Origin of the sequence: Hydrogenophaga sp. UC242_53, from assembly GCF_042696965.1 — a bacterium.
Taxonomy (GTDB): domain Bacteria; phylum Pseudomonadota; class Gammaproteobacteria; order Burkholderiales; family Burkholderiaceae_C; genus Hydrogenophaga.
Genome location: NZ_CP170552.1, coordinates 2,161,835 through 2,180,140, shown reverse-complemented (window position 1 = coordinate 2,180,140; position 18,306 = coordinate 2,161,835). Strand labels below are relative to the sequence as shown.

14 protein-coding genes and 3 pseudogenes are annotated in these 18,306 nt (G+C 69.3%); 13 read left to right on the top strand and 4 right to left on the bottom strand.

Going from position 1 to position 18,306, the window contains the following annotated elements:
* The first annotated feature begins 8 nt into the window (after positions 1-8).
* The 6 genes from ACFJI0_RS10930 to ACFJI0_RS10905 are packed head-to-tail and all read left to right on the top strand — an operon-like array spanning position 9 to position 4,159.
* Entirely contained in the window at positions 9-944 is a 936-nt protein-coding gene (locus ACFJI0_RS10930) for a glutathione S-transferase family protein (RefSeq protein ID WP_382324906.1), read from the top strand.
* Positions 941-1,408 (top strand): GNAT family N-acetyltransferase, encoded by a 468-nt coding sequence (locus ACFJI0_RS10925; protein WP_382324904.1) that lies wholly within the window; start codon positions 941-943, stop codon positions 1,406-1,408. Before ACFJI0_RS10930 ends, ACFJI0_RS10925 begins: the two co-directional genes overlap by 4 nt.
* 25 nt (positions 1,409-1,433) lie before the next feature.
* The gene (locus ACFJI0_RS10920) at positions 1,434-2,339 is read left to right on the top strand and encodes an SDR family oxidoreductase (protein WP_382324902.1); all 906 of its coding nucleotides are present in this window, start codon (positions 1,434-1,436) and stop codon (positions 2,337-2,339) included.
* A gap of 7 nt (positions 2,340-2,346) precedes the next feature.
* Positions 2,347-2,904 carry a methylated-DNA--[protein]-cysteine S-methyltransferase gene (locus ACFJI0_RS10915; protein ID WP_382157822.1) on the top strand — a complete coding sequence of 186 codons (558 nt, stop codon included), beginning with the start codon at positions 2,347-2,349 and terminating at the stop codon, positions 2,902-2,904.
* A complete protein-coding gene (locus ACFJI0_RS10910) occupies positions 2,901-3,821 on the top strand; it encodes a helix-turn-helix domain-containing protein (protein ID WP_382324900.1) in 921 nt (306 codons plus the stop codon). The genes ACFJI0_RS10915 and ACFJI0_RS10910 overlap by 4 nt, the downstream gene beginning before the upstream one ends.
* The gene (locus tag ACFJI0_RS10905; RefSeq protein WP_382324898.1) at positions 3,800-4,159 is read left to right on the top strand and encodes a VOC family protein; all 360 of its coding nucleotides are present in this window, start codon (positions 3,800-3,802) and stop codon (positions 4,157-4,159) included. Before ACFJI0_RS10910 ends, ACFJI0_RS10905 begins: the two co-directional genes overlap by 22 nt.
* A gap of 4 nt (positions 4,160-4,163) precedes the next feature.
* Here the strand turns inward: ACFJI0_RS10905 and ACFJI0_RS10900 are convergent.
* Positions 4,164-5,959, bottom strand: a pseudogene (locus ACFJI0_RS10900) (monovalent cation:proton antiporter-2 (CPA2) family protein).
* Between the two features lie 125 nt (positions 5,960-6,084).
* Between ACFJI0_RS10900 and ACFJI0_RS10895 the strand changes: the two are divergent.
* Both ACFJI0_RS10895 and ACFJI0_RS10890 read left to right on the top strand, forming a co-directional pair.
* Positions 6,085-7,301: pseudogene (locus ACFJI0_RS10895) on the top strand (multidrug effflux MFS transporter).
* Positions 7,298-8,683 carry an MFS transporter gene (locus ACFJI0_RS10890; RefSeq protein WP_382324896.1) on the top strand — a complete coding sequence of 462 codons (1,386 nt, stop codon included), beginning with the start codon at positions 7,298-7,300 and terminating at the stop codon, positions 8,681-8,683. The pseudogene ACFJI0_RS10895 and the gene ACFJI0_RS10890 overlap by 4 nt, the downstream one beginning before the upstream one ends.
* On the opposite strand, the gene ACFJI0_RS10885 is transcribed toward ACFJI0_RS10890, so the two are convergent.
* Positions 8,657-9,718, bottom strand: coding sequence for a DUF72 domain-containing protein (locus tag ACFJI0_RS10885; RefSeq protein WP_382324894.1), 1,062 nt, complete (start codon positions 9,716-9,718; stop codon positions 8,657-8,659). The genes ACFJI0_RS10890 and ACFJI0_RS10885 overlap by 27 nt on opposite strands.
* A 97-nt stretch (positions 9,719-9,815) precedes the next feature.
* Between ACFJI0_RS10885 and ACFJI0_RS10880 the strand changes: the two are divergent.
* From ACFJI0_RS10880 to ACFJI0_RS10860, 5 genes and pseudogenes are all read left to right on the top strand, one after another.
* Positions 9,816-12,189: pseudogene (locus ACFJI0_RS10880) on the top strand (Tex family protein).
* A 126-nt stretch (positions 12,190-12,315) separates the two neighbouring features.
* Entirely contained in the window at positions 12,316-13,140 is an 825-nt protein-coding gene (locus tag ACFJI0_RS10875; protein ID WP_382324892.1) for an HDOD domain-containing protein, read from the top strand.
* Between the two features lie 86 nt (positions 13,141-13,226).
* Positions 13,227-14,060: an HDOD domain-containing protein gene (locus ACFJI0_RS10870; protein WP_382324890.1), complete on the top strand. Its 834-nt coding sequence runs from the start codon at positions 13,227-13,229 to the stop codon at positions 14,058-14,060.
* Positions 14,061-14,100: 40 nt separating this feature from the next.
* A complete protein-coding gene (locus ACFJI0_RS10865; protein WP_382324888.1) occupies positions 14,101-15,195 on the top strand; it encodes a patatin-like phospholipase family protein in 1,095 nt (364 codons plus the stop codon).
* Between the two features lie 19 nt (positions 15,196-15,214).
* Entirely contained in the window at positions 15,215-16,183 is a 969-nt protein-coding gene (locus tag ACFJI0_RS10860; RefSeq protein ID WP_382157845.1) for a rhodanese-related sulfurtransferase, read from the top strand.
* Between the two features lie 2 nt (positions 16,184-16,185).
* Here ACFJI0_RS10860 and ACFJI0_RS10855 read toward each other — a convergent pair whose 3' ends face one another.
* Positions 16,186-17,439 (bottom strand): phenylacetate--CoA ligase family protein, encoded by a 1,254-nt coding sequence (locus tag ACFJI0_RS10855; RefSeq protein WP_382324886.1) that lies wholly within the window; start codon positions 17,437-17,439, stop codon positions 16,186-16,188.
* A gap of 11 nt (positions 17,440-17,450) precedes the next feature.
* On the bottom strand, positions 17,451-18,302 hold the full coding sequence (locus ACFJI0_RS10850; RefSeq protein WP_382324884.1) for an ABC transporter ATP-binding protein: 852 nt from the start codon (positions 18,300-18,302) through the stop codon (positions 17,451-17,453).
* Positions 18,303-18,306 lie beyond the last annotated feature (4 nt).

Below are 18,306 nucleotides of genomic sequence, written 5' to 3'. Positions count from 1 at the left end.
CCCCCGATATGTCCGACCTCATCCTTCACCACTACGCCACGTCGCCGTTTTCCGAGAAAGCGCGCCTGATGCTGGGCCACAAGGGCCTTGCCTGGCAGAGCGTGAACATCCCGCGCATCATGCCCAAGCCCGACGTGGTCGCGCTCACCGGCGGCTACCGCCGCACGCCCATCCTGCAGGTCGGCGCCGACATCTACTGCGACACCGCGCTGATCTGCGACGTGCTGGAGCACCGCCAGCCCCAGCCCGCGCTCTACCACGAGCACCACAAGGGCGTGGCGCGCGTGCTGGCTCAATGGGCCGACACCACGCTGTTCTGGGCCGCCATGGCCTACAGCCTCAGCCCGAAGGGCGCGGCCGCGCTGTTCGCCGGCCAGCCGCCCGAAGCGGCCCAGGCCTTCGCGGCCGACCGCGGCGCGATGCGCGGCGGCATGACCAGCCTGCGCCCGGGCGACGCCACCGCCGCCTACCGCAGCTACCTGCGCCGCCTCTCCACCATGGTCGAGGAACAGCCCTTCCTGCTGGGCGGCGCGCCCTGCGTGGCCGACTTCGCCGCCTACCACCCGCTGTGGTTCAGCCGCGTGGTCAACCCCGCGATGGCCGGCATCCTGGACGCCACGCCCCACGTGATCGAGTGGCTGGACCGCATGGCCGCCATCGGCCACGGCACGTCGCACAAGATGACGTCCACCGAGGCGATCGCCATCGCGGCCGCCGCCGAGCCCGCGCCGCTGACCGACGACGTGTTCCAGGACGAACACGGCATCGCCCTGGGCAGCCGCGTGACCGTGACCGCCGAGTCCTTCGGCCCCGAGCCCACCGAAGGCATCCTGCGCGCGGCCACGCGCACCCGCTACACGCTGGAACGCAACGACGAGCGCGCCGGGCGCCTGCACGTGCACTTCCCGCGCATCGGTTATGTGTTGAGGGAAGTGCGCGCTTGAGCTCCCCGACCCCGAACCTGACCTGGCGCTGCCTGCCTTTTGATGCCCTGCATGCCCGCAACCTGTATGCCCTGCTGCAACTGCGCACCGAGGTGTTCGTGATGGAACAGAACTGCGTGTTCCAGGACATGGACGGCGCCGACGCCCGATGTTTCCACCTGCTCGGTGAACGCACCGACGGCACGCTGGCGGCCTACGCCCGCCTGGTGCCGGCCGGCCTGAAATTCACCGAGGCCAGCATCGGCCGCGTGGTCACGCTGCCGGCCGCGCGCGGCGGTGGCCAGGGCCATGTGCTCATGCGCGAAGCGGTGCGGGCCTTGCACGGCCTGTGGGGCGTGCAGCCCATCCGCATCGGCGCGCAGGCCAGATTGGAGGCCTTCTACCGCCAGCACGGCTTCGAACCGGCCAGCGAGATCTACATCGAAGACGGCATCGACCACATCGAGATGGTTCGGGCCGCCTGAGTTCTTTCACACACAGGAGACATCCATGATTCAGGATTTCAAGGGCAAAACGGCGGTGCTCACCGGCGCCGGCTCGGGCTTCGGCCTCGAATGCGCGCGCATCGGCGCGAAGCTGGGCATGAATCTGGTGCTGGTGGACGTGCAGCAGGACGCGCTGGACAAGGCCACGGCCGAGATCGAGGCCACCGGCGTGCAGGTGCTCTCGCGCAAGGTCGACGTCTCCAGCCAGGAACAGATGGAAGCCCTGGCCAAGGCGGTCGAACAGCGCTTCGGCGCTCCGCACTTCGTCTTCAACAACGCGGGCGTGGGCTCGGCCGGCCTGGTGTGGGAAAACTCGGTGCGCGACTGGGAATGGGTGCTGGGCGTGAACCTCTGGGGCGTGATCCACGGCGTGCGCCTGTTCACCCCCATGATGCTGGCCGCCGCCAGGAAAGACCCGAACTGGCGCGGCCACATCGTCAACACCGCCAGCATGGCCGGCCTGCTCACGCCGCCCAACATGGGCATCTACAACGTGAGCAAACACGCCTTGGTGAGCCTGACCGAGACGCTCTACCAGGATCTGAAGCTGGTGAGCGATCAGCTCAGCACCAGCGTGCTGTGCCCGTACTTCGTGCCCACCGGCATCAACCAGAGCCACCGCAACCGCCCGGCCGAGATGGCCGACGAAAAAGCCACGCAAAGCCAGCTGATCGGTCAGGCCATGACCGACAAGGCCGTGGGCTCGGGCAAGGTCTCGGCCGCCGAGGTGGCCCAGCTGGTGTTCGACGCCATCAGCGCCGACCGCTTCTACATCTTCAGCCACCCGCGCGCGCTGGGCAATGTGCGCGCGCGCATGGAAGGCATCGTCAACCAGACCAACCCGGCCGACCCGTTCCTCGAACGGCCCGAGATCGGTGCGGGTTTGCGCGCGGCGCTGCGCGCGGTGTGAGACCGCGATGGACGGCGGCCACACGCTGTTCGACACCGCCATCGGTGCCATCGGCATCGCCTGGGGGCCGCACGGCGTGGTGGCGGTGCAGTTGCCCGAAGCGGACGCCACGCGCACCCGGGCGCGGCTGCTGAAGGGCCTGCCGCCGCTGCCGGAAGACGCGCACCCGCCCGCGCCGGTGCAGGCCGCCATCGACGGCGTCCAGGCCTTGCTGGCGGGCGCCTCGCGCAGCGATCTGCGCGAGATCGCGCTCGACATGAGCGGACTCACCCCGTTCCAGCGCGAGGTCTATGCCCTGGCCCGCGCGATACCGCCCGGCGAAACGCGCACCTATGGCGAACTGGCCGAGGCCTTGGGCGACGCCGGCCTGGCCCGGGCGGTGGGGCAGGCCATGGGCCACAACCCGTTCGCGCCCATCGTGCCTTGCCACCGCGTGCTCGCGGCGGGCGGGCGCTCGGGTGGTTTCTCGGGCGGCAGCGGCGTGCCGACCAAGCTGCGCATGCTGCAGATCGAGCGCGCCCGCATCGGCAACGAGCCCGGCCTGTTCGACGGAGAGCCGCCGTGATCACCGCCACCGAGCTGCAGGCCGGCCCGGTGCGCGTGGTGGACTACCGCTGCGGCACAGGCCCGGCCGAGCGGCCGTTCACGGAGGTGCACCAGGGCCATTCGGTGTCCTATGTGCGCAAGGGCACCTTCGGCTACCGGGTGGGCGGCGATGCCTACGAGCTGGTGGCCGGCTCGGTGCTGGTGGGCCACCCGGGCGACGAATTCATGTGCACGCACGACCACGCGGTCTGCGGCGACGAGTGCCTGGCCTTTCACCTCTCGCCCGGCTTCGTCGAACTGGTCGGTGGCGACCGCCGCACCTGGCGCACCGGCGGCCTGCCGCCCTTGCCCGGGCTCATGGTGCTGGGCGAGCTCGCGCAGGCCGTGGCCAGCGGCCAGGGCGACGCCGGCCTGGACGAGGTGGGCCTGTGGTTCGCGTCGCGCTTCGTGGACGTGGTGAGCGGCCGCGAGCTCAGGCCCGCGCCGGTGGCCGAACGCGACCGGCGCCGCGCGGTCGAGGCCGCGACGTGGATCGCGGCCCATTCGAACGAGGCCGTCGACCTGGACCGGGCGGCGGGCGAAGCGGCCCTGAGTCCGTTCCATTTCCTGCGGGTGTTCTCGCGGGTGCTGGGCGTCACGCCGCACCAGTACCTGGTGCGCTCGCGCCTGCGGCACGCGGCCCGGCTGCTCGCCGAGGACGATCGCCCGGTGACCGAGGTGGCGCTGGAGGTGGGCTTCGCCGACCTCAGCAACTTCGTGCGCAGCTTCCACCGCGCGGCCGGCCTGTCCCCGCGCGGCTTCCGGCGCGCCGCCCGCAACGGTCTTCCCCAAGACCGCAAGATTCTCCAAGACCGCCTGGCGACCCTGCTCGAAGATGAACGCCTCATCCACCCATCGAGCAGGAAACCTTCGCCATGTACGACCACCTCGGACTGAAAGTCAACGACCTCGCCAAGAGCACCCGCTTCTACGAAGCCGCGCTCGCGCCGCTCGGCCACGTGCTGGGCTCCCACGACGACAGTTATGCCGGCCTGGGGCCGAAAGACGCCCCCGCGCTGTGGCTCTACGCGGCGCCGGGCCACCAGGGCCCGGGCACGCACGTCGCGTTTCGCGCCTCCGACCACCGGGCGGTGGACGCCTTCTACAAAGCGGGCCTGAAGGCCGGCGCGCGCGACAACGGCGGCCCCGGCGCGCGGCCCGACTACAGCCCGACCTACTACGCGGCCTTCCTGATCGATCCCGACGGCAACAACGTCGAAGCCGTCTGCCCGTGAGGGTTCAGGCCGGGGCCTGCGCGTCCTGGCCCTCGGCCTGCTGTTTCTTCACCTGGTTGCCCAGCACCAGCTGGCGGCCGGCGAACAGGCCGCCGGCGGCTTCGAGGTCCATGCGCTCGGCGTCGCGCCGGCGCAGGTGCTCCATCACCTCGTCGGCTTCCTCCTCGGCGGCCCCGAGCGTGAGCACCGCCTGGCGGCCCATGGCCATGGCCGACTCGAAGGTCTCGCGCACGAGGTAGCCCACGTCGGCCTTGCGCAGCTCGAGCACGTGTTCGCGGTCGAACGCGCGCACCAGCAGCTCGGCGTGCGGGAACTCGGTCTTGGCCAGCTCGGCGATGCGAGTGGCGGCTTCCTTGTTGTCCAGGCAGACCAGGATGGCCTGCGCCGCGTGGGCGCCGGCCGCATGCAGCACGTCGGCGCGGCAACCGTCGCCGTAATAGACCTTGAAACCGTAGGCTTCGGCGTCGCGGATCATCTGCACGTTGTTGTCGATGATGGTGATGCTCGCGCCCCGGGCGATCACGCCCTGGCTGGCGATCTGGCCGAAACGGCCGAAGCCGATCACCAGCACGCTCGCGGCCCGGTCGGCCACGGTCTCGATGCCGTCCATGGACACGCCGGTGTCCTTGGCCGCGAAGCGCCGGTGCACCAGCACCACCAGCGGGGTGAGCGCCATGGACAGGACCACGATGGCGGTCATGTTGGCGTTGACCACCGGGTCGATCACCTTGGCGCCCAGCGCGGCGGCGAACAGCACGAAGGCGAACTCGCCGCCCTGCGCCATGAGCACGGCGCGGTCCAGCGCGTCGGCGTGCGAGCTGCGGGCGAAGCGCGCCACGCCGTAGATGCACAGGGCCTTGACCAGCATCATCGCCACCACGCCGGCCACGATGATGGGCCAGTTGCTCGCCACGGCCGCCAGGTCCAGCGACATGCCCACGCTCAGGAAGAACAGGCCCAGCAGCAGGCCGCGGAAGGGCTCGATGTCGGCCTCCAGCTGGTGGCGGAAGGTGGATTCGGACAGCAGCACGCCGGCCAGGAAGGCGCCCATCGGCCATGGACAGGCCACCGACCTGCATCAGCAGGGCCGCGCCCAGCACCACCAGTAGGGCGGCGGCGGTCATCACCTCGCGCGCCTTGGCGTTGGCCAGGATGCGGAAGAGGGGGTTGAGCAGCCACACGCCTGCGGCCACGAGCGCCACCAGCGAGCCCAGGCCCAGGCCGATCGCGCCCCAGCGCGACGAGTTGGCGGCCACCGGCCCGCCGATGTCGGGCGGCGCCAGGAAGGCCACCACCGCCAGCAGCGGCACGATCAGCAGGTCCTCGAACAGCAGGATGGCGACGATCTTCTGGCCGCGCGGCTGGGCCATGTCGCCGCGCTCGCCCAGCAGCTGCATCACCACGGCGGTGGAGGTCAGCACGAAGCCCATGGCGCTCACGAAGGACACGCCCAGCGGGAAACCGAAGGCCAGGCCGACGCCGGTGAGCAGAAAGCCGCACACCACCACCTGCAGGCTGCCCAGGCCGAAAGATGGCCTTGCGCAGGCTCCAGAGGTGCGAGGGCTGCATCTCCAGGCCGATCACGAAGAGGTACATCACCACCCCGAGCTCGGCCGTGTGCAGGATGGTGGCCGGGTCGCTGATCAGGCCCATGCCGAACGGCCCGATCGCCAGGCCCGCGGCCAGGTAACCCAGCACCGAGCCCAGGCCGATGCGCTTGAACAGGGGCACGGCGACCACCGCTGCGCCCAGCAGGGTCACGACTTTGAGCAGGTCGCCTGCGCTGCCTTCAACGGCCATGGTGGGGTTCTCCGGGGGAAAGTAGGGGGGTGGGATGCGAAATTGTGACGCACCTGGACCGCCCTTACACCAGAACGGTCCAACCGTGCCCCGGCAAAGCCTTCGCGCCCTGGCGACAATAGGGGATGTTCTTCACCCGTTATCTCAAGATGGCCCTGATTCTGGGCCTGCTCTCCGCCATCGGCCCCTTCGCCATCGACATGTACCTGCCCGCGCTGCCCGACATCGGGAGCAGCCTGGGCGCCGAGGTCGGTGCCGTGCAGTTCAGCCTGACCGCGTTTTTCCTGTCCCTGGGCGTGGGACAGCTGCTCTACGGCCCGGTGTCCGACATGGTGGGCCGCAAGCCGCCGCTGTACTTCGGCCTGGGCCTGTTCACCCTGGCCAGCATCGGCTGCGCGCTGCGCCACCGACATCCAGACCCTGGTGGCGCTGCGCTTCCTGCAGGGCCTGGGCGCGGCCGCCGGCATGGCGATCCCGCGCGCCGTGGTGCGCGACCTGCACACCGGCGCCGATGCCGCGCGCCTGATGTCGCTGCTGATGCTGGTGTTCAGCGTCTCGCCCATCCTGGCCCCGCTGGCGGGCAGCGGCGTGATCGCGCTGACCGGCTGGCGCGGCGTGTTCTGGGCCGTGGCCCTGGCTTCCGTGGCCGGGCTGGCCCTGGTCTACGGCACGCTGCAGGAGACCCGCACCGAAGCCGAGCGCGTGGAAAGCAGCCTGGGCAGCGCCCTGCGCGCCTACGCCTTGCTGCTGCGCGACTGGCACTACCTGGGCCTGGTGGGCATCGGCGCCACGGCCATGGCCGGGTTTTTCGTCTACCTGGCCGGCTCGCCCTTCGTGCTGATCAACCACTACGGCCTTACGCCCACGCAGTACAGCCTGGCGTTCTCGCTGAACGCCATCGCCTTCATCGGCGCCTCGCAGTTCACCGGCGTGCTCGGCCAGCGCTTCGGCCTGGTGCGGCTGGTGAAGGTGGCGGCCACCGCCTCGGGCCTGACCATGGCGCTGATGCTGGCCTACTACCTCGCGGGCGGCGACCAGCTCGTGGTGCTGATCATTCTGTATTTCATCGCCAGCGCCTTCATGGGCCTGGTCATTCCCACCACCTCGGTGCTCGCGCTGGAGAAACACGGCGCCATCGCTGGCACCGCCTCGGCGCTGCTGGGCACCCTGCAGATGCTGGGCGGCGCGGCCGCCATGGGCATCGTGAGCCTGTTCGCCACCGGCAAGCCCCTGCCCATGGTGGTGGGCATGGCCAACGGGCGCGCTGATCGGCGTGGCGTTGACCTGGATCACGCTCTCGGGCGACCCCACGAGGCACCTGGCCGCCGAGGCGCGCGGGTGACGGCGCAGGACGGTCTGCCGTCTCCCCAGCGCGGCAAGGCCGTGCTGGTGATCGTGCTCGGCATCGCCATGTCGGTGATGGACGGCAGCATCGTCAACCTCGCGTTGCCCGGCATCGCGCGCCAGCTCCAGGCCGAGGCCTCGCAGGCGATCTGGGTGGTCAATGCCTACCAGATCGCTTCGCTGGTGATGCTGCTGCCCCTGGCCGCGCTGGGCGACCGGCTGGGCTACCGCCGCGTCTACCTGGTGGGCATGCTGCTGTTCGTGCTGTCCTCGGTGGCCGCCATGCTGGCGGATTCGCTGGCCATGCTCACCGCCGCGCGGGCGCTGCAGGGGCTGGGCGCGGCCGGCATCATGAGCGTGAACACCGCGCTCGTGCGCCTGGTCTACCCGAGTTCGCGCCTGGGGCGCGGCATCGCGCTCAATTCGATGGTGGTCGCGACCTCCACCATGGCCGGCCCGGCGGTGGCGGCGGCCATCCTGTCGGTGGCGTCGTGGCCCTGGCTGTTCGCGCTGAACCTGCCGCTGGGCCTGCTCACGCTGTGGATGGGGCGGCGCGCGCTGCCCTACAACCCCACGCGCGCCGAGGCCGCGCCCCAGTTCTCGCTGATCGACGTGGCGCTCAACGTGCTCATGTTCACGCTGGTCTTCGTCGGCGCCGATTACCTGGGTGTGCGCAGTGGCGCGGCGCACAGCGCCCCGGTGCTGGGCTGGGCCTTGCTGGCCGCCGGGGTGGCGGTGGGGGTGGTCTACCTGCGCCGCCAGCGGCGGCTGACGGCGCCCCTGTTCCCGCTGGATTTGCTGCGCATTCCCGTGTTCGCGCTGTCCATGGGCTCGTCGCTCGGGGCCTTCTGCGCGCAGATGCTGGCCTTCCTCAGCCTGCCGTTCCTGCTGCTGGAAGTGCAGGGCCGCTCGCACATGGACGCCGGCCTGATCATGACGGCCTGGCCGCTGGCCACCGTGGTCGTGGCGCCGATCGCCGGCCGCCTGATCGGCCGCTACCCTGCGGGCTGGCTGGGCGGCATCGGCATGGTGGTGTTCGCCACCGGCCTGCTGCTGGTGGGCCTGCGGCCCGAGCACGCCACCAGCTTCGAGATGGGCTGGCGCCTGGCCTTGTGCGGCGCGGGTTTCGCGCTGTTCCAGTCGCCCAACAACCACACCATCGTGACCACCGCGCCGGTGCACCGCAGCGGCGCGGCCAGCGGCATGCTGGGCACGGCGCGGCTCACGGGACAGACGCTGGGCGCGGTGATCCTGGCGGCGATCTTCGCGGTCTGGAACCAGCACGACGGCCGGGCCGAGACGATCGCGCTGTGTCTGGCGGCGGGTTGCGCGCTGTTGGCAGGGCTGAGCAGCTCACTTCGGGTGAGGGCCACCCGCTAAGCCCTCGGCCAGGGCCCGCACCGACAGCGGCGCGCAGCCCTCGGCCTTGTTGCTGATGGTGACAAAGACGTTCTGGCCGGCGCCCGCGATGCCCGCCATGGTGCGCACCAGCAGCTCGCGCGTGTCCTGGTCCACGTCGTGGATGCGGTCGTAGGGGCTGTACTCGCGCTGGGCGTCTTCGTAACCGTAGGCGCCGTGCAGCGGGTTGAGGTTCCAGCGGCAGACCATGGGGCCGGGCCAGAGCGCCCGCAGCAGGGGCAACTGGTCGCGCAGGCGCGGCATCTTGGCGTGCAGGCACAGGCACCAGGTGGCACCGGCCTCGCGCAGCACGGCGGCCAGCTCGTGCACGAAGGGTTCGTCCAGCCACTGCGGGTCGCGCACCTCCACGGCCAGCACGCCGTCGGGCGCGGTGGGCGCCAGCGGCGGCTGGGCCAGCAGGAGCTTGCGCAGGCGTTGCAGCACCAGCGGCAGGTTGTGCAGCAGGTGCCGGGGCAGCGGGCTGAGCTGGAACACCAGCGCGCCGACCTTGTGGCCCAGGCCCGCGAGCGCGGGCGCCACGAAGTCCTGCGTCGCCAGCGCCGGGTCGAGGAACGCCGGGTTGGGCTGCACGCCCCGGCCGTCCTCGCCGCGCACCAGCGCGTCGGTGACGTGGCTGGGCGCTTTCACCACGAAGCGGAAGTCGTCCGGCACCTGGGCGGCGTAGCGCGCGTACTGGTCCTGCGTGAGCGGGCGGTAGAAGCTGCGGTCCACGCTGACCGAGCGCATCAGCGGGTGCTGGCGATAGGCGCGCAGGCCTTCTTTCGACAACAGGGCGTCGGGGTATTCGGTGTCCCACACCAGGCCGGCCCAACCGGGGTAGGTCCAGGACGAGCTGCCCAGCCGCACGCGAGCGGGCAGGGCGGCGGCCAGCGCCTGCAGCACCGGATCGGGCGGCGCGGGATTCACCCGGGCCAGGCTTTTGCGCGCGGCCGGGGCGGGTGAGGGCGCCGGGGGCGCGGGGGGAGGAGGCGGGTCGCCGAAGAGGTCGTCTTGCATGGTGGAAACGGGTCAGGCGCCTACCACAAACAGCGCCCATGGTAGCCCCAACGGCTGTGGCAAACTCGCGCGCTTCTCGTTTTCACATCGACGGTGCATGCAGCAGATCATCCGGCAGATCGCCACAGAAATCAGGGTTGAAGAACGACAAGTGCTCGCAGCGGTCGAGCTGCTGGATGGGGGAGCCACGGTGCCCTTCGTCGCGCGCTACCGCAAGGAAGCCACGGGCGGCCTGGACGACATCCAGCTGCGCGAGCTGTCCTACCGCCTGGACTACCTGCGCGAACTCGAAGACCGCCGTGCCTCGGTGCTCAAGAGCATCGACGAACAGGGCAAGCTCACCGACGCGCTGCGCGCCGCCATCGCCGCCGCGCCGACCAAACAGGAACTCGAAGACCTCTACCTGCCGTTCAAGCAGAAGCGCCGCACCAAGGGCCAGATCGCGCGGGAATTCGGCATCGAACCGCTGGCCGACAAGCTGTTCGCCGACCCCACGCTGGACCCGGCGGCCGAAGCCGCCGCGTTCACCCGCCCGCCAGAAGTGCTGGACGACGGCAAGCCCGGCGCCGATTTCTCCACCGTGCCGGCCGTGCTCGACGGTGTGCGCGACATCCTGAGCGAGCGCTGGGCCGAAGACGCCACCTTGCTGCAGAACCTGCGCGAATGGCTCTGGACCGAAGGCCTGCTCAAGAGCACGCTGGTGAACGGCAAGGACGAGAACGCGCCCGAGGTGGCGAAGTTCCGCGACTATTTCGACTACGACGAGCCGATCGCCCGCGTGCCGTCGCACCGGGCGCTGGCCGTGTTCCGCGGCCGCGCGCTGGAGATCCTGGACGCCAAGCTGGTGCTGCCCGAGCCCGAGGTGGTGCCCGCCACCACCGGCAAGGCCGCGCCCGTGGTCTCGCTGGCCGAAGGCCGCATCGCCCTGCACCTGGGCTGGAGCCACAAGGGCCGCGCCGCCGACGACCTGCTGCGCAAGTGCGTGGCCTGGACCTGGCGCGTCAAGCTCTCGCTCTCCAGCGAGCGCGACCTGTTCGCCCGCCTGCGCGAGAGCGCCGAGGCGGTGGCGATCAAGGTCTTCGCCGACAACCTGCGCGACCTGCTGCTGGCCGCGCCGGCCGGCCCCAAGGTGGTGATGGGCCTGGACCCGGGCATCCGCACCGGCGTGAAGGTGGCGGTGGTCGATGCCACCGGCAAACTCGTCGACACCGCCACGGTGTACCCGCACGAACCCCGGCGCGACTGGGACGGCGCTCTGCACACCCTGGCGCTGCTGGGCCGCAAGCACGGCGTGAACCTGGTCGCCATCGGCAACGGCACCGCCAGCCGCGAGACCGACAAGCTCGCCGCCGACCTCATCAAGCTGCTGGAGAAGGCCAACCTGACCGGTGTGCAGAAGGTCGTGGTCAGCGAGGCGGGCGCTTCGGTCTATTCCGCGAGCGAATTCGCCTCGCAGGAAATGCCCGACGTGGACGTGAGCCTGCGCGGCGCGGCCAGCATCGCGCGCCGCCTGCAGGACCCGCTGGCCGAGCTGGTGAAGATCGACCCCAAGAGCATCGGCGTGGGCCAGTACCAGCACGACGTGAACCAGAGCGAGCTCGCGCGCACCCTCGACGCCGTGGTGGAAGACTGCGTGAACGGCGTGGGCGTGGACCTGAACACCGCCAGCGTGCCGCTGCTCTCGCGCGTCTCCGGCCTTTCGGGCAGCGTGCGCCAAGGCCGTGGTGCGCTGGCGCGAGACGCATGGCGCGTTCAAGAGCCGCCAGCAGCTGATGGACGTGGCCGGCCTGGGCGCCAAGACCTTCGAGCAGAGCGCGGGCTTCCTGCGCATCCGCGGCGGCGAGAACCCGCTGGACATGACCGGCGTGCACCCCGAAACCTACGCCGTGGTCGAGCAGATCATGGAGAAGACCGGCAAGCCCGTGGGCGAGCTGATGGGCCGCGCCGACATGCTCAAGACCCTGCGGCCCGAACTGTTCGCCAACGAGCGCTTCGGTGTCATCACGGTCAAGGACATCCTGGGCGAGCTGGAAAAGCCCGGCCGCGACCCGCGCCCGGACTTCCAGGTGGCGCGTTTCAACGAAGGCGTGGACGACATCAGCGACCTGCGCGAGGGCATGGTCCTCGAAGGCACGGTGAGCAACGTGGCCCAGTTCGGCGCTTTCGTGGACCTCGGCGTGCACCAGGACGGCCTGGTGCATGTGAGCCAGCTGTCGCACAAGTTCGTGAACGACGCGCGCGAGATCGTCAAGACCGGCGACATCGTCAAGGTCAAGGTGATGGAAGTGGACGTGGCGCGCAAGCGCATCGGCCTGTCCATGAAGCTCGACGCCGCGCCGGCCCGGCGCGATGGGCCGCGCGACAACCGCTTCGAAGCCTCGCGCGGACACGGCCGCTCCAGCGGCCCGGCCTCGCCACCGGCGCCATCGGCCATGGCCTCGGCCTTCGCCAAGCTGAAAAAAGGCGCCTGAGCCTGCGCCGGGGCCCGGCCGGGCAGGGGCGACAGACTTGAGGCCCACCGGCCTCAAGTCTTCGGTTGAATCGCCGATAAGGAGGGAAATCGGAAATCCTTCTGCACGCACGGCCTTCACCACCCCATGGAACTCGAAGCCCTCCTGAACTACCCGCGCGCCTTGCCCGCGATGTCGCGCACCGTCTCGGACCTGCTGGCCGAGATGAACAAGGAAGACCCCAGCCCCAAACGCGTCGCCAGCCTGGTGGCGCACGATCCCGCGCTCACCACCCGCGTGCTGCGCCTGTCGAACTCGGCCTTTTTCCGCGTCAGCCGCCAGATCGGCAGCGCCGAAGAGGCGGTGGCCCTGCTGGGCATGACCCATGTGCGCTCGCTGGTGATGGCCGCGGCGCTGGGCTCAAGCTTCAAGAACGTGCCGGGCGTGGACATGGTCCAGTTCTGGCGCTACAGCCTGCGGGTGGCCGATATCTCGCGCTCGCTCTCCAGCCTGCTGCGCCAGAACGAGGGCAATGCCTTCACCGCCGGCCTGGTGCACGCCATCGGCGACCTGATCATGCACATCGCCATGCCCGACGTGATCGGGCCCATCGACATGGGCACGCCGCCGCTGGACCTGCGCCGCGCCGAGGTGGAGCGCTCGGTGCTGGGCTACACCTACGCCGAGGTCGGCGCCGGCATGGCCGAAAAGTGGCAGTTCCCCACCACCATCGTCTCCGCCCTCAAGCACCAGACCGCGCCGTTCGACGGCGAGGTGTACGACACGCTCGGCGGCGTGCTGCACCTGGCCTCCTGGCGCGCCCGTGCCGAGGAAATCCAGCTCGACGAAGCCGGCCTCGTGCGCCGCCTTCCCCGACATGATCGGCCTCACGCTGGGCCTGGACCTGGACAGCGTGCTGGGCAAGGATCCCACGGAATGGTCATTCAGCCAGGCCCTCAGCGCATTCATTGACTGAAAAGTTCTAAAGTGCGTCGCCTTTGCGACGATGACAAAGGGACAACTTTCTTGCAGTCACGTCTCAGCAAAGGCAGGTCATCATGCAACTCGAAAAGCTCCTCAAGCAACCGAATGCACTTCCGTCTGCGCCCAAGGTCGTGCGCAAGCTGATCGAGACCTTCGACAAGGAAGATGTCGACGCCATGCTGGCGGCCTCGTTGATCGAAGACGATCCGGTGCTGACCGCCAAGCTGCTCAAGACCGCCAATTCCGCCTTCTTCGGGTTGCACCGCTCGGTGTGCAATGCGCGCGACGCGATCAATGTGCTGGGCCTCATCAAGGTGCGCGCGCTGGTGATTGCCGCCTCGCTGGGCGAAGGCTTCCACACCGTGGGTGGGGTCAACCTCAATCAGTTCTGGCGCTACAGCCTCAACACGGCCAACCTCTCGCGCTACATCGCGCTGCCGATCAAGATGGACGAGAACACCGCGTTCACGGCCGGCCTGATCCATGGCATCGGCGAACTCGTCATGCACGTGGGCATGCCCGAGGCCATGATCGACCTCGACCGCAGCGTACCCATGCTCGATCTCAAGCGCGCCAAGGCCGAGCGCGGCCTGTTCGGCTACAGCTACGCCGAAGTGGGCGCGGCGCTGGCGCGCGACTGGCATTTCCCCAAGCGCATGATCAACGCGATCCTCCACCAGACCGCGCCGTTCGACAACGATGTGTACGAGCCCATTGCCGGCGTGATCCACATCGGCTCCTGGCGCGCTCGCGCCGAAGAGCAGCAGATGCGCTCGGAGCTGCTGATCAACACCTACCCGGATCCCGTGGGGCTGGTGCTCGGCATCGATCCCGACACCGTGGTGGCCGAAGAGATTCCGTCGATTTCGCGCCATTCGGAAGTCACCGAGGCGTCCGAACCGAACTGATCTTTTTGAACCTCCGGGGCTGCGCGACAATCGCAGCCCTATGTCCGCGCTCCGTCTCTACGCCGGCCCCACGGCCCGGCGGCATATCGAACAACATGGCCTGCGTCCCCACGACGTCGGCATCATCCCCGCGGCGGCGGGCGGCCCCAAGGGCCTGATCCTCGGCCCCCTCGATCGTTTCCTGTTCGGCGAGTGGCTGCCGCGCAGCGATCAGGCCGTGCACCTGGTCGGTGCGTCCATCGGCGCCTGGCGCATCGCCACGGCCTGCCTGGACAACCCCGTGGAAGCCTTCGAACGGCTGGAGCGGGACTACATCGCCCAGCACTACGACCTGCCCGCCGGGCAAAAGCGCCCCACGGCCAGCCAGATCAGCCAGCGCTTCGGTGAAAACCTTCAGCTGTTCTACGGCGGACGGGTGGAGGAAGCCCTTCACAACCCCCGCTACCGCCTGCACATCGTCACCTCGCGGGGGCGCCTGCTGCTGCGGCACGAAGGCCACCTGCGCACGCCGCTGGGTTACCTCGGCGCCTTCACCGCCAATGCGCTGCACCGCAAGGCGTTGGGCGCCTGGCTGGAGCGGGTGGTGTTCTCGTCCGTGCCGTCCGGCTCGGGCGGGGTGAGCCCGCTGCCTTTCGCCACGCTCGACTACCGCACGCGGCAGGTACCGATGTTCGCCGACAACTTCATGGACGCGTTGCAGGCGAGCTGCTCGATTCCCTTCATGCTGCGCCCGGTGCGCAACATCGCGGGCGCGCCACCGGGCACCTACTGGGACGGCGGTCTCACCGACTACCACCTGCACCTGCAGTACCAGCCGCCGACGGCATCGCCCATCGTGCTGTACCCCCACTTCCAGAAAGCCGTGGTGCCCGGCTGGCTCGACAAGGCCTGGAAGGGCCGGCACCGCAGCAGCCCGGCGCTGGACACCATGCTGGTGATCGCGCCCGATCCGGAGTGGGTCAAGCAGTTGCCCAACAGCAAGCTGCCCGACCGGGACGACTTCAGCCGCTACGGGCAGGACCTGCCGGCGCGCATGAAGGCCTGGAACGGCGCCACCAGCGCCGCGCGCCAGCTGGCCGACGAGTTCGCCCGGTGGCTGGAGAAGCCCGACCTCTCGCGCGTCGAGCCGCTGTAGGGCGCGGGATAATCCCCCCATGCCCGCCTTTCTCACCGCCGCCCTGTACCAGTTCGTCGATCTGCCGGACCACGCCGACCTGCGCGAACCCCTTCTGGCCTGCTGCGAGGCCCACGGCGTCAAGGGCACGTTGCTGCTGGCGCGCGAAGGCATCAACGGCACCATCGCGGGGCCGGAAGAGGGGGTGCTGGCGGTGCTTGCCCACCTGCGCGCCGACCCGCGCCTGGCTCAGTTGCCGCACAAGACCTCCTGGAGCGATCATCCGCCGTTCCACCGCATGAAGGTGCGGTTGAAGAAAGAGATCGTCACCCTGCGGGTGCCCGGGCTGGACCCGAACCAGACCGTGGGCCAGTACGTGAAACCGCAGGACTGGAACGCCTTGCTGGCCGATCCGGACGTGGTGCTGATCGACACGCGCAATGATTACGAAGTGGCCATCGGCACCTTCCAGGGCGCGATCAACCCGAACATCAAGACCTTCACCGAACTGCCGGCCTGGCTGGATGCCCAGCCGGCCTTGCAGGGTGAGGGCAGGAAACCCAAAGTGGCGATGTTCTGCACCGGCGGGATCCGCTGCGAGAAGTCGACCGCCCTCATGAAGATGCGAGGCTTCGACGAGGTCTATCACCTGGAAGGCGGCATCCTCAAGTACCTGGAAGAGGTGCCGCCCGAGCAAAGCACCTGGCAGGGCGACTGCTTCGTGTTCGACGAGCGCGTGAGCGTGGGCCACGGCCTGGCGCCCGGCCCGCACGAGCTCTGCCGTTCGTGCCGCTGGCCACTGAGCCCCGAGGAAAAGGCCTCACCCCACTACGTCAAGGGCGTGAGCTGTGCCCATTGCCACGACCAGCGCAGCCCGGAAGAGAAAGCCCGCCTCGCGGAGCGCCAGCGCCAGGTGGAGCTGGCCGAAGCGCGCGGCGAGGTGCACGTGGGGGCGCGCATGGACGGGCAAGGCGGCGGTGCGGAGGGCCAGCCCGAGCCGCATGCCTGACCCTAGCGGTGGCGCCTCAGGTCTTCGATGGTCTTGCCGTCCTCGGGAAGCGCTCCGGGCACCAGCAGCGCCACCTCGGCCCGCAGCTTGGTGACTTCGCGGATCGCCTCCTGGATGCGCTGCTCGAGTTCTTCGGAAGGTCTCGACACCTCGACCTGGAAGAGCATGTGGTCCGTGCCCATTTCGCCGCTGACGACCAGCTTGGCACGCCGTATCTCTGAAAAGCGCTCGGAGATCGATGCCACCTGGGTCGGGTGCACGAACATGCCGCGCACCTTGGTGGTCTGATCCGCGCGGCCCAGCCAGCCCTCGATGCGCAGATTGGTCCTGCCGGTGGGGCATTGGCCGGGCAGGAAGGCCGACAGGTCGCCCGTGGCAAAGCGGATCAACGGGTAGGTGGGGTTGAAGGTGGTGACGACCACCTCGCCGATTTCACCCACGGCCACCGGCTCGCCGGTGCCGGGCCGCACGATTTCCAGAACCAGGTTTTCGTCCAGCACCATGCCCTCCAGCGCCTGGGTCTCGTAGGCGATCAGGCCCAGATCGGCCGTGGCGTAGGCCTGGAAGGCCGAAATGCCCTGTTCCTGGAACCAGCCCCGCAGGCTCTGCGAGCAGGCCTCGCCACTGAAAAGGGCGCGCTTGAGCGAAGACAGGGGCACGCCCATGTCGGCGGCCCGCTCCAGAACGATCTTCAGGAAGCTCGGGGTGCCCACGTACGCCTGCGGCCCCAGATCGGCCATGGTCTGCACCTGCAGCTCTGTCTGCCCGGTGCCGGCGGGCAGCACGGTGCAGCCCAGGCTGATGGCGCTGGACTCCATGATGGCGCCAGCGGGCGTGAGGTGGTAGCTGAAGGCGTTGTGGATCAGGTCGCCGCGCCGGAAACCGGCGGCGTGCATGGCGCGCGCGACGCGCCAACTGCCCCGGCCTTCGCCCTCGGGTTCGTAGATCGGTCCCGGGCTGGCGAAGACCCGGGACATGCCGGGCCCGTAGCCGATGCTGCAGAAGCCACCAAAAGGGCCCCCATGCAGCGCGCGCCCTTGGCGTTGCAGCGCGATCAGTTCGTGCTTTCGGGTGACGGGCAATTGCGCCAGCGCTTCGCGCGTGTTGATGGCCGCGGGGTCGACATCCTTGAGGATGTCGGCATAGGCGGTGGTGTGCCGTCTGGCGTGCTCGACCTGCCGCGCCAAGGCCTTCATCAGATAGGCCTCCCGCTCGGCCTGCGAGCGGGTCTCCAAGTGATCGAAATGCTCGCTCATGGTGGTATCTCCTACGCCAGCCAGCGCTTGCGCCGCTTGTAGCTCTTGATGTCCTTGAAGGACTTGCGCTCGCCCCCGCCCATGCCGAGGTAGAACTCCTTGACGTCCTCGTTGTTGCGCAGCTCGCTGGCCACGCCGTCCATCACGATGCGCCCGCTCTCCATGATGTAGCCGTAGTCGGCGTACTTCAGCGCCATGTTGGTGTTCTGCTCGGCCAGCAGGAAGGTGACCTTCTCCTTCTGGTTGAGGTCCTTGACGATCTCGAAGACCTCTTCGACGATCTGCGGGGCCAGGCCCATGGAGGGTTCGTCGAGCAGCATCACGCTGGGGTTGGTCATGAGGGCGCGGCCGATTGCGCACATCTGCTGCTCGCCGCCCGAGGTGTAGGCGGCCTGGCTGGTGCGCCGGGTCTTCAGGCGCGGGAAGTAGGTGTAGACCTTCTCCAGGTTGGCCGCGACCTCGGCCTTGCTCTTGCGGGTGTAGGAGCCGGTCATGAGGTTCTCCTCGATGGTGAGGTGGGCGAAGCAGTGGCGCCCCTCCATGACCTGGACCACGCCGCGCTGCACGAGGTCGGCGGGCGAGAGGTTCTCGATGCGCTCGCCGCGCAGCTCGATGCTGCCCTTGGTGACCTCGCCGCGCTCGCCCTTGAGCAGGTTGGAGATGGCGCGCAGCGTGGTGGTCTTGCCCGCGCCGTTGCCGCCCAGGATGGCTGCGATCTGGCCCTGGGGCACCTGCAGCGAGACGCCCTTGAGCACCAGGATGACGTGGTTGTAGATGACCTCGATGCCGTTGACGTTGAGCACCACCGCATCGACGGATGCGGTGGCCTGAGGCCCGGCGCGGGTGGAGTCGGAAGGGCGCATGTCT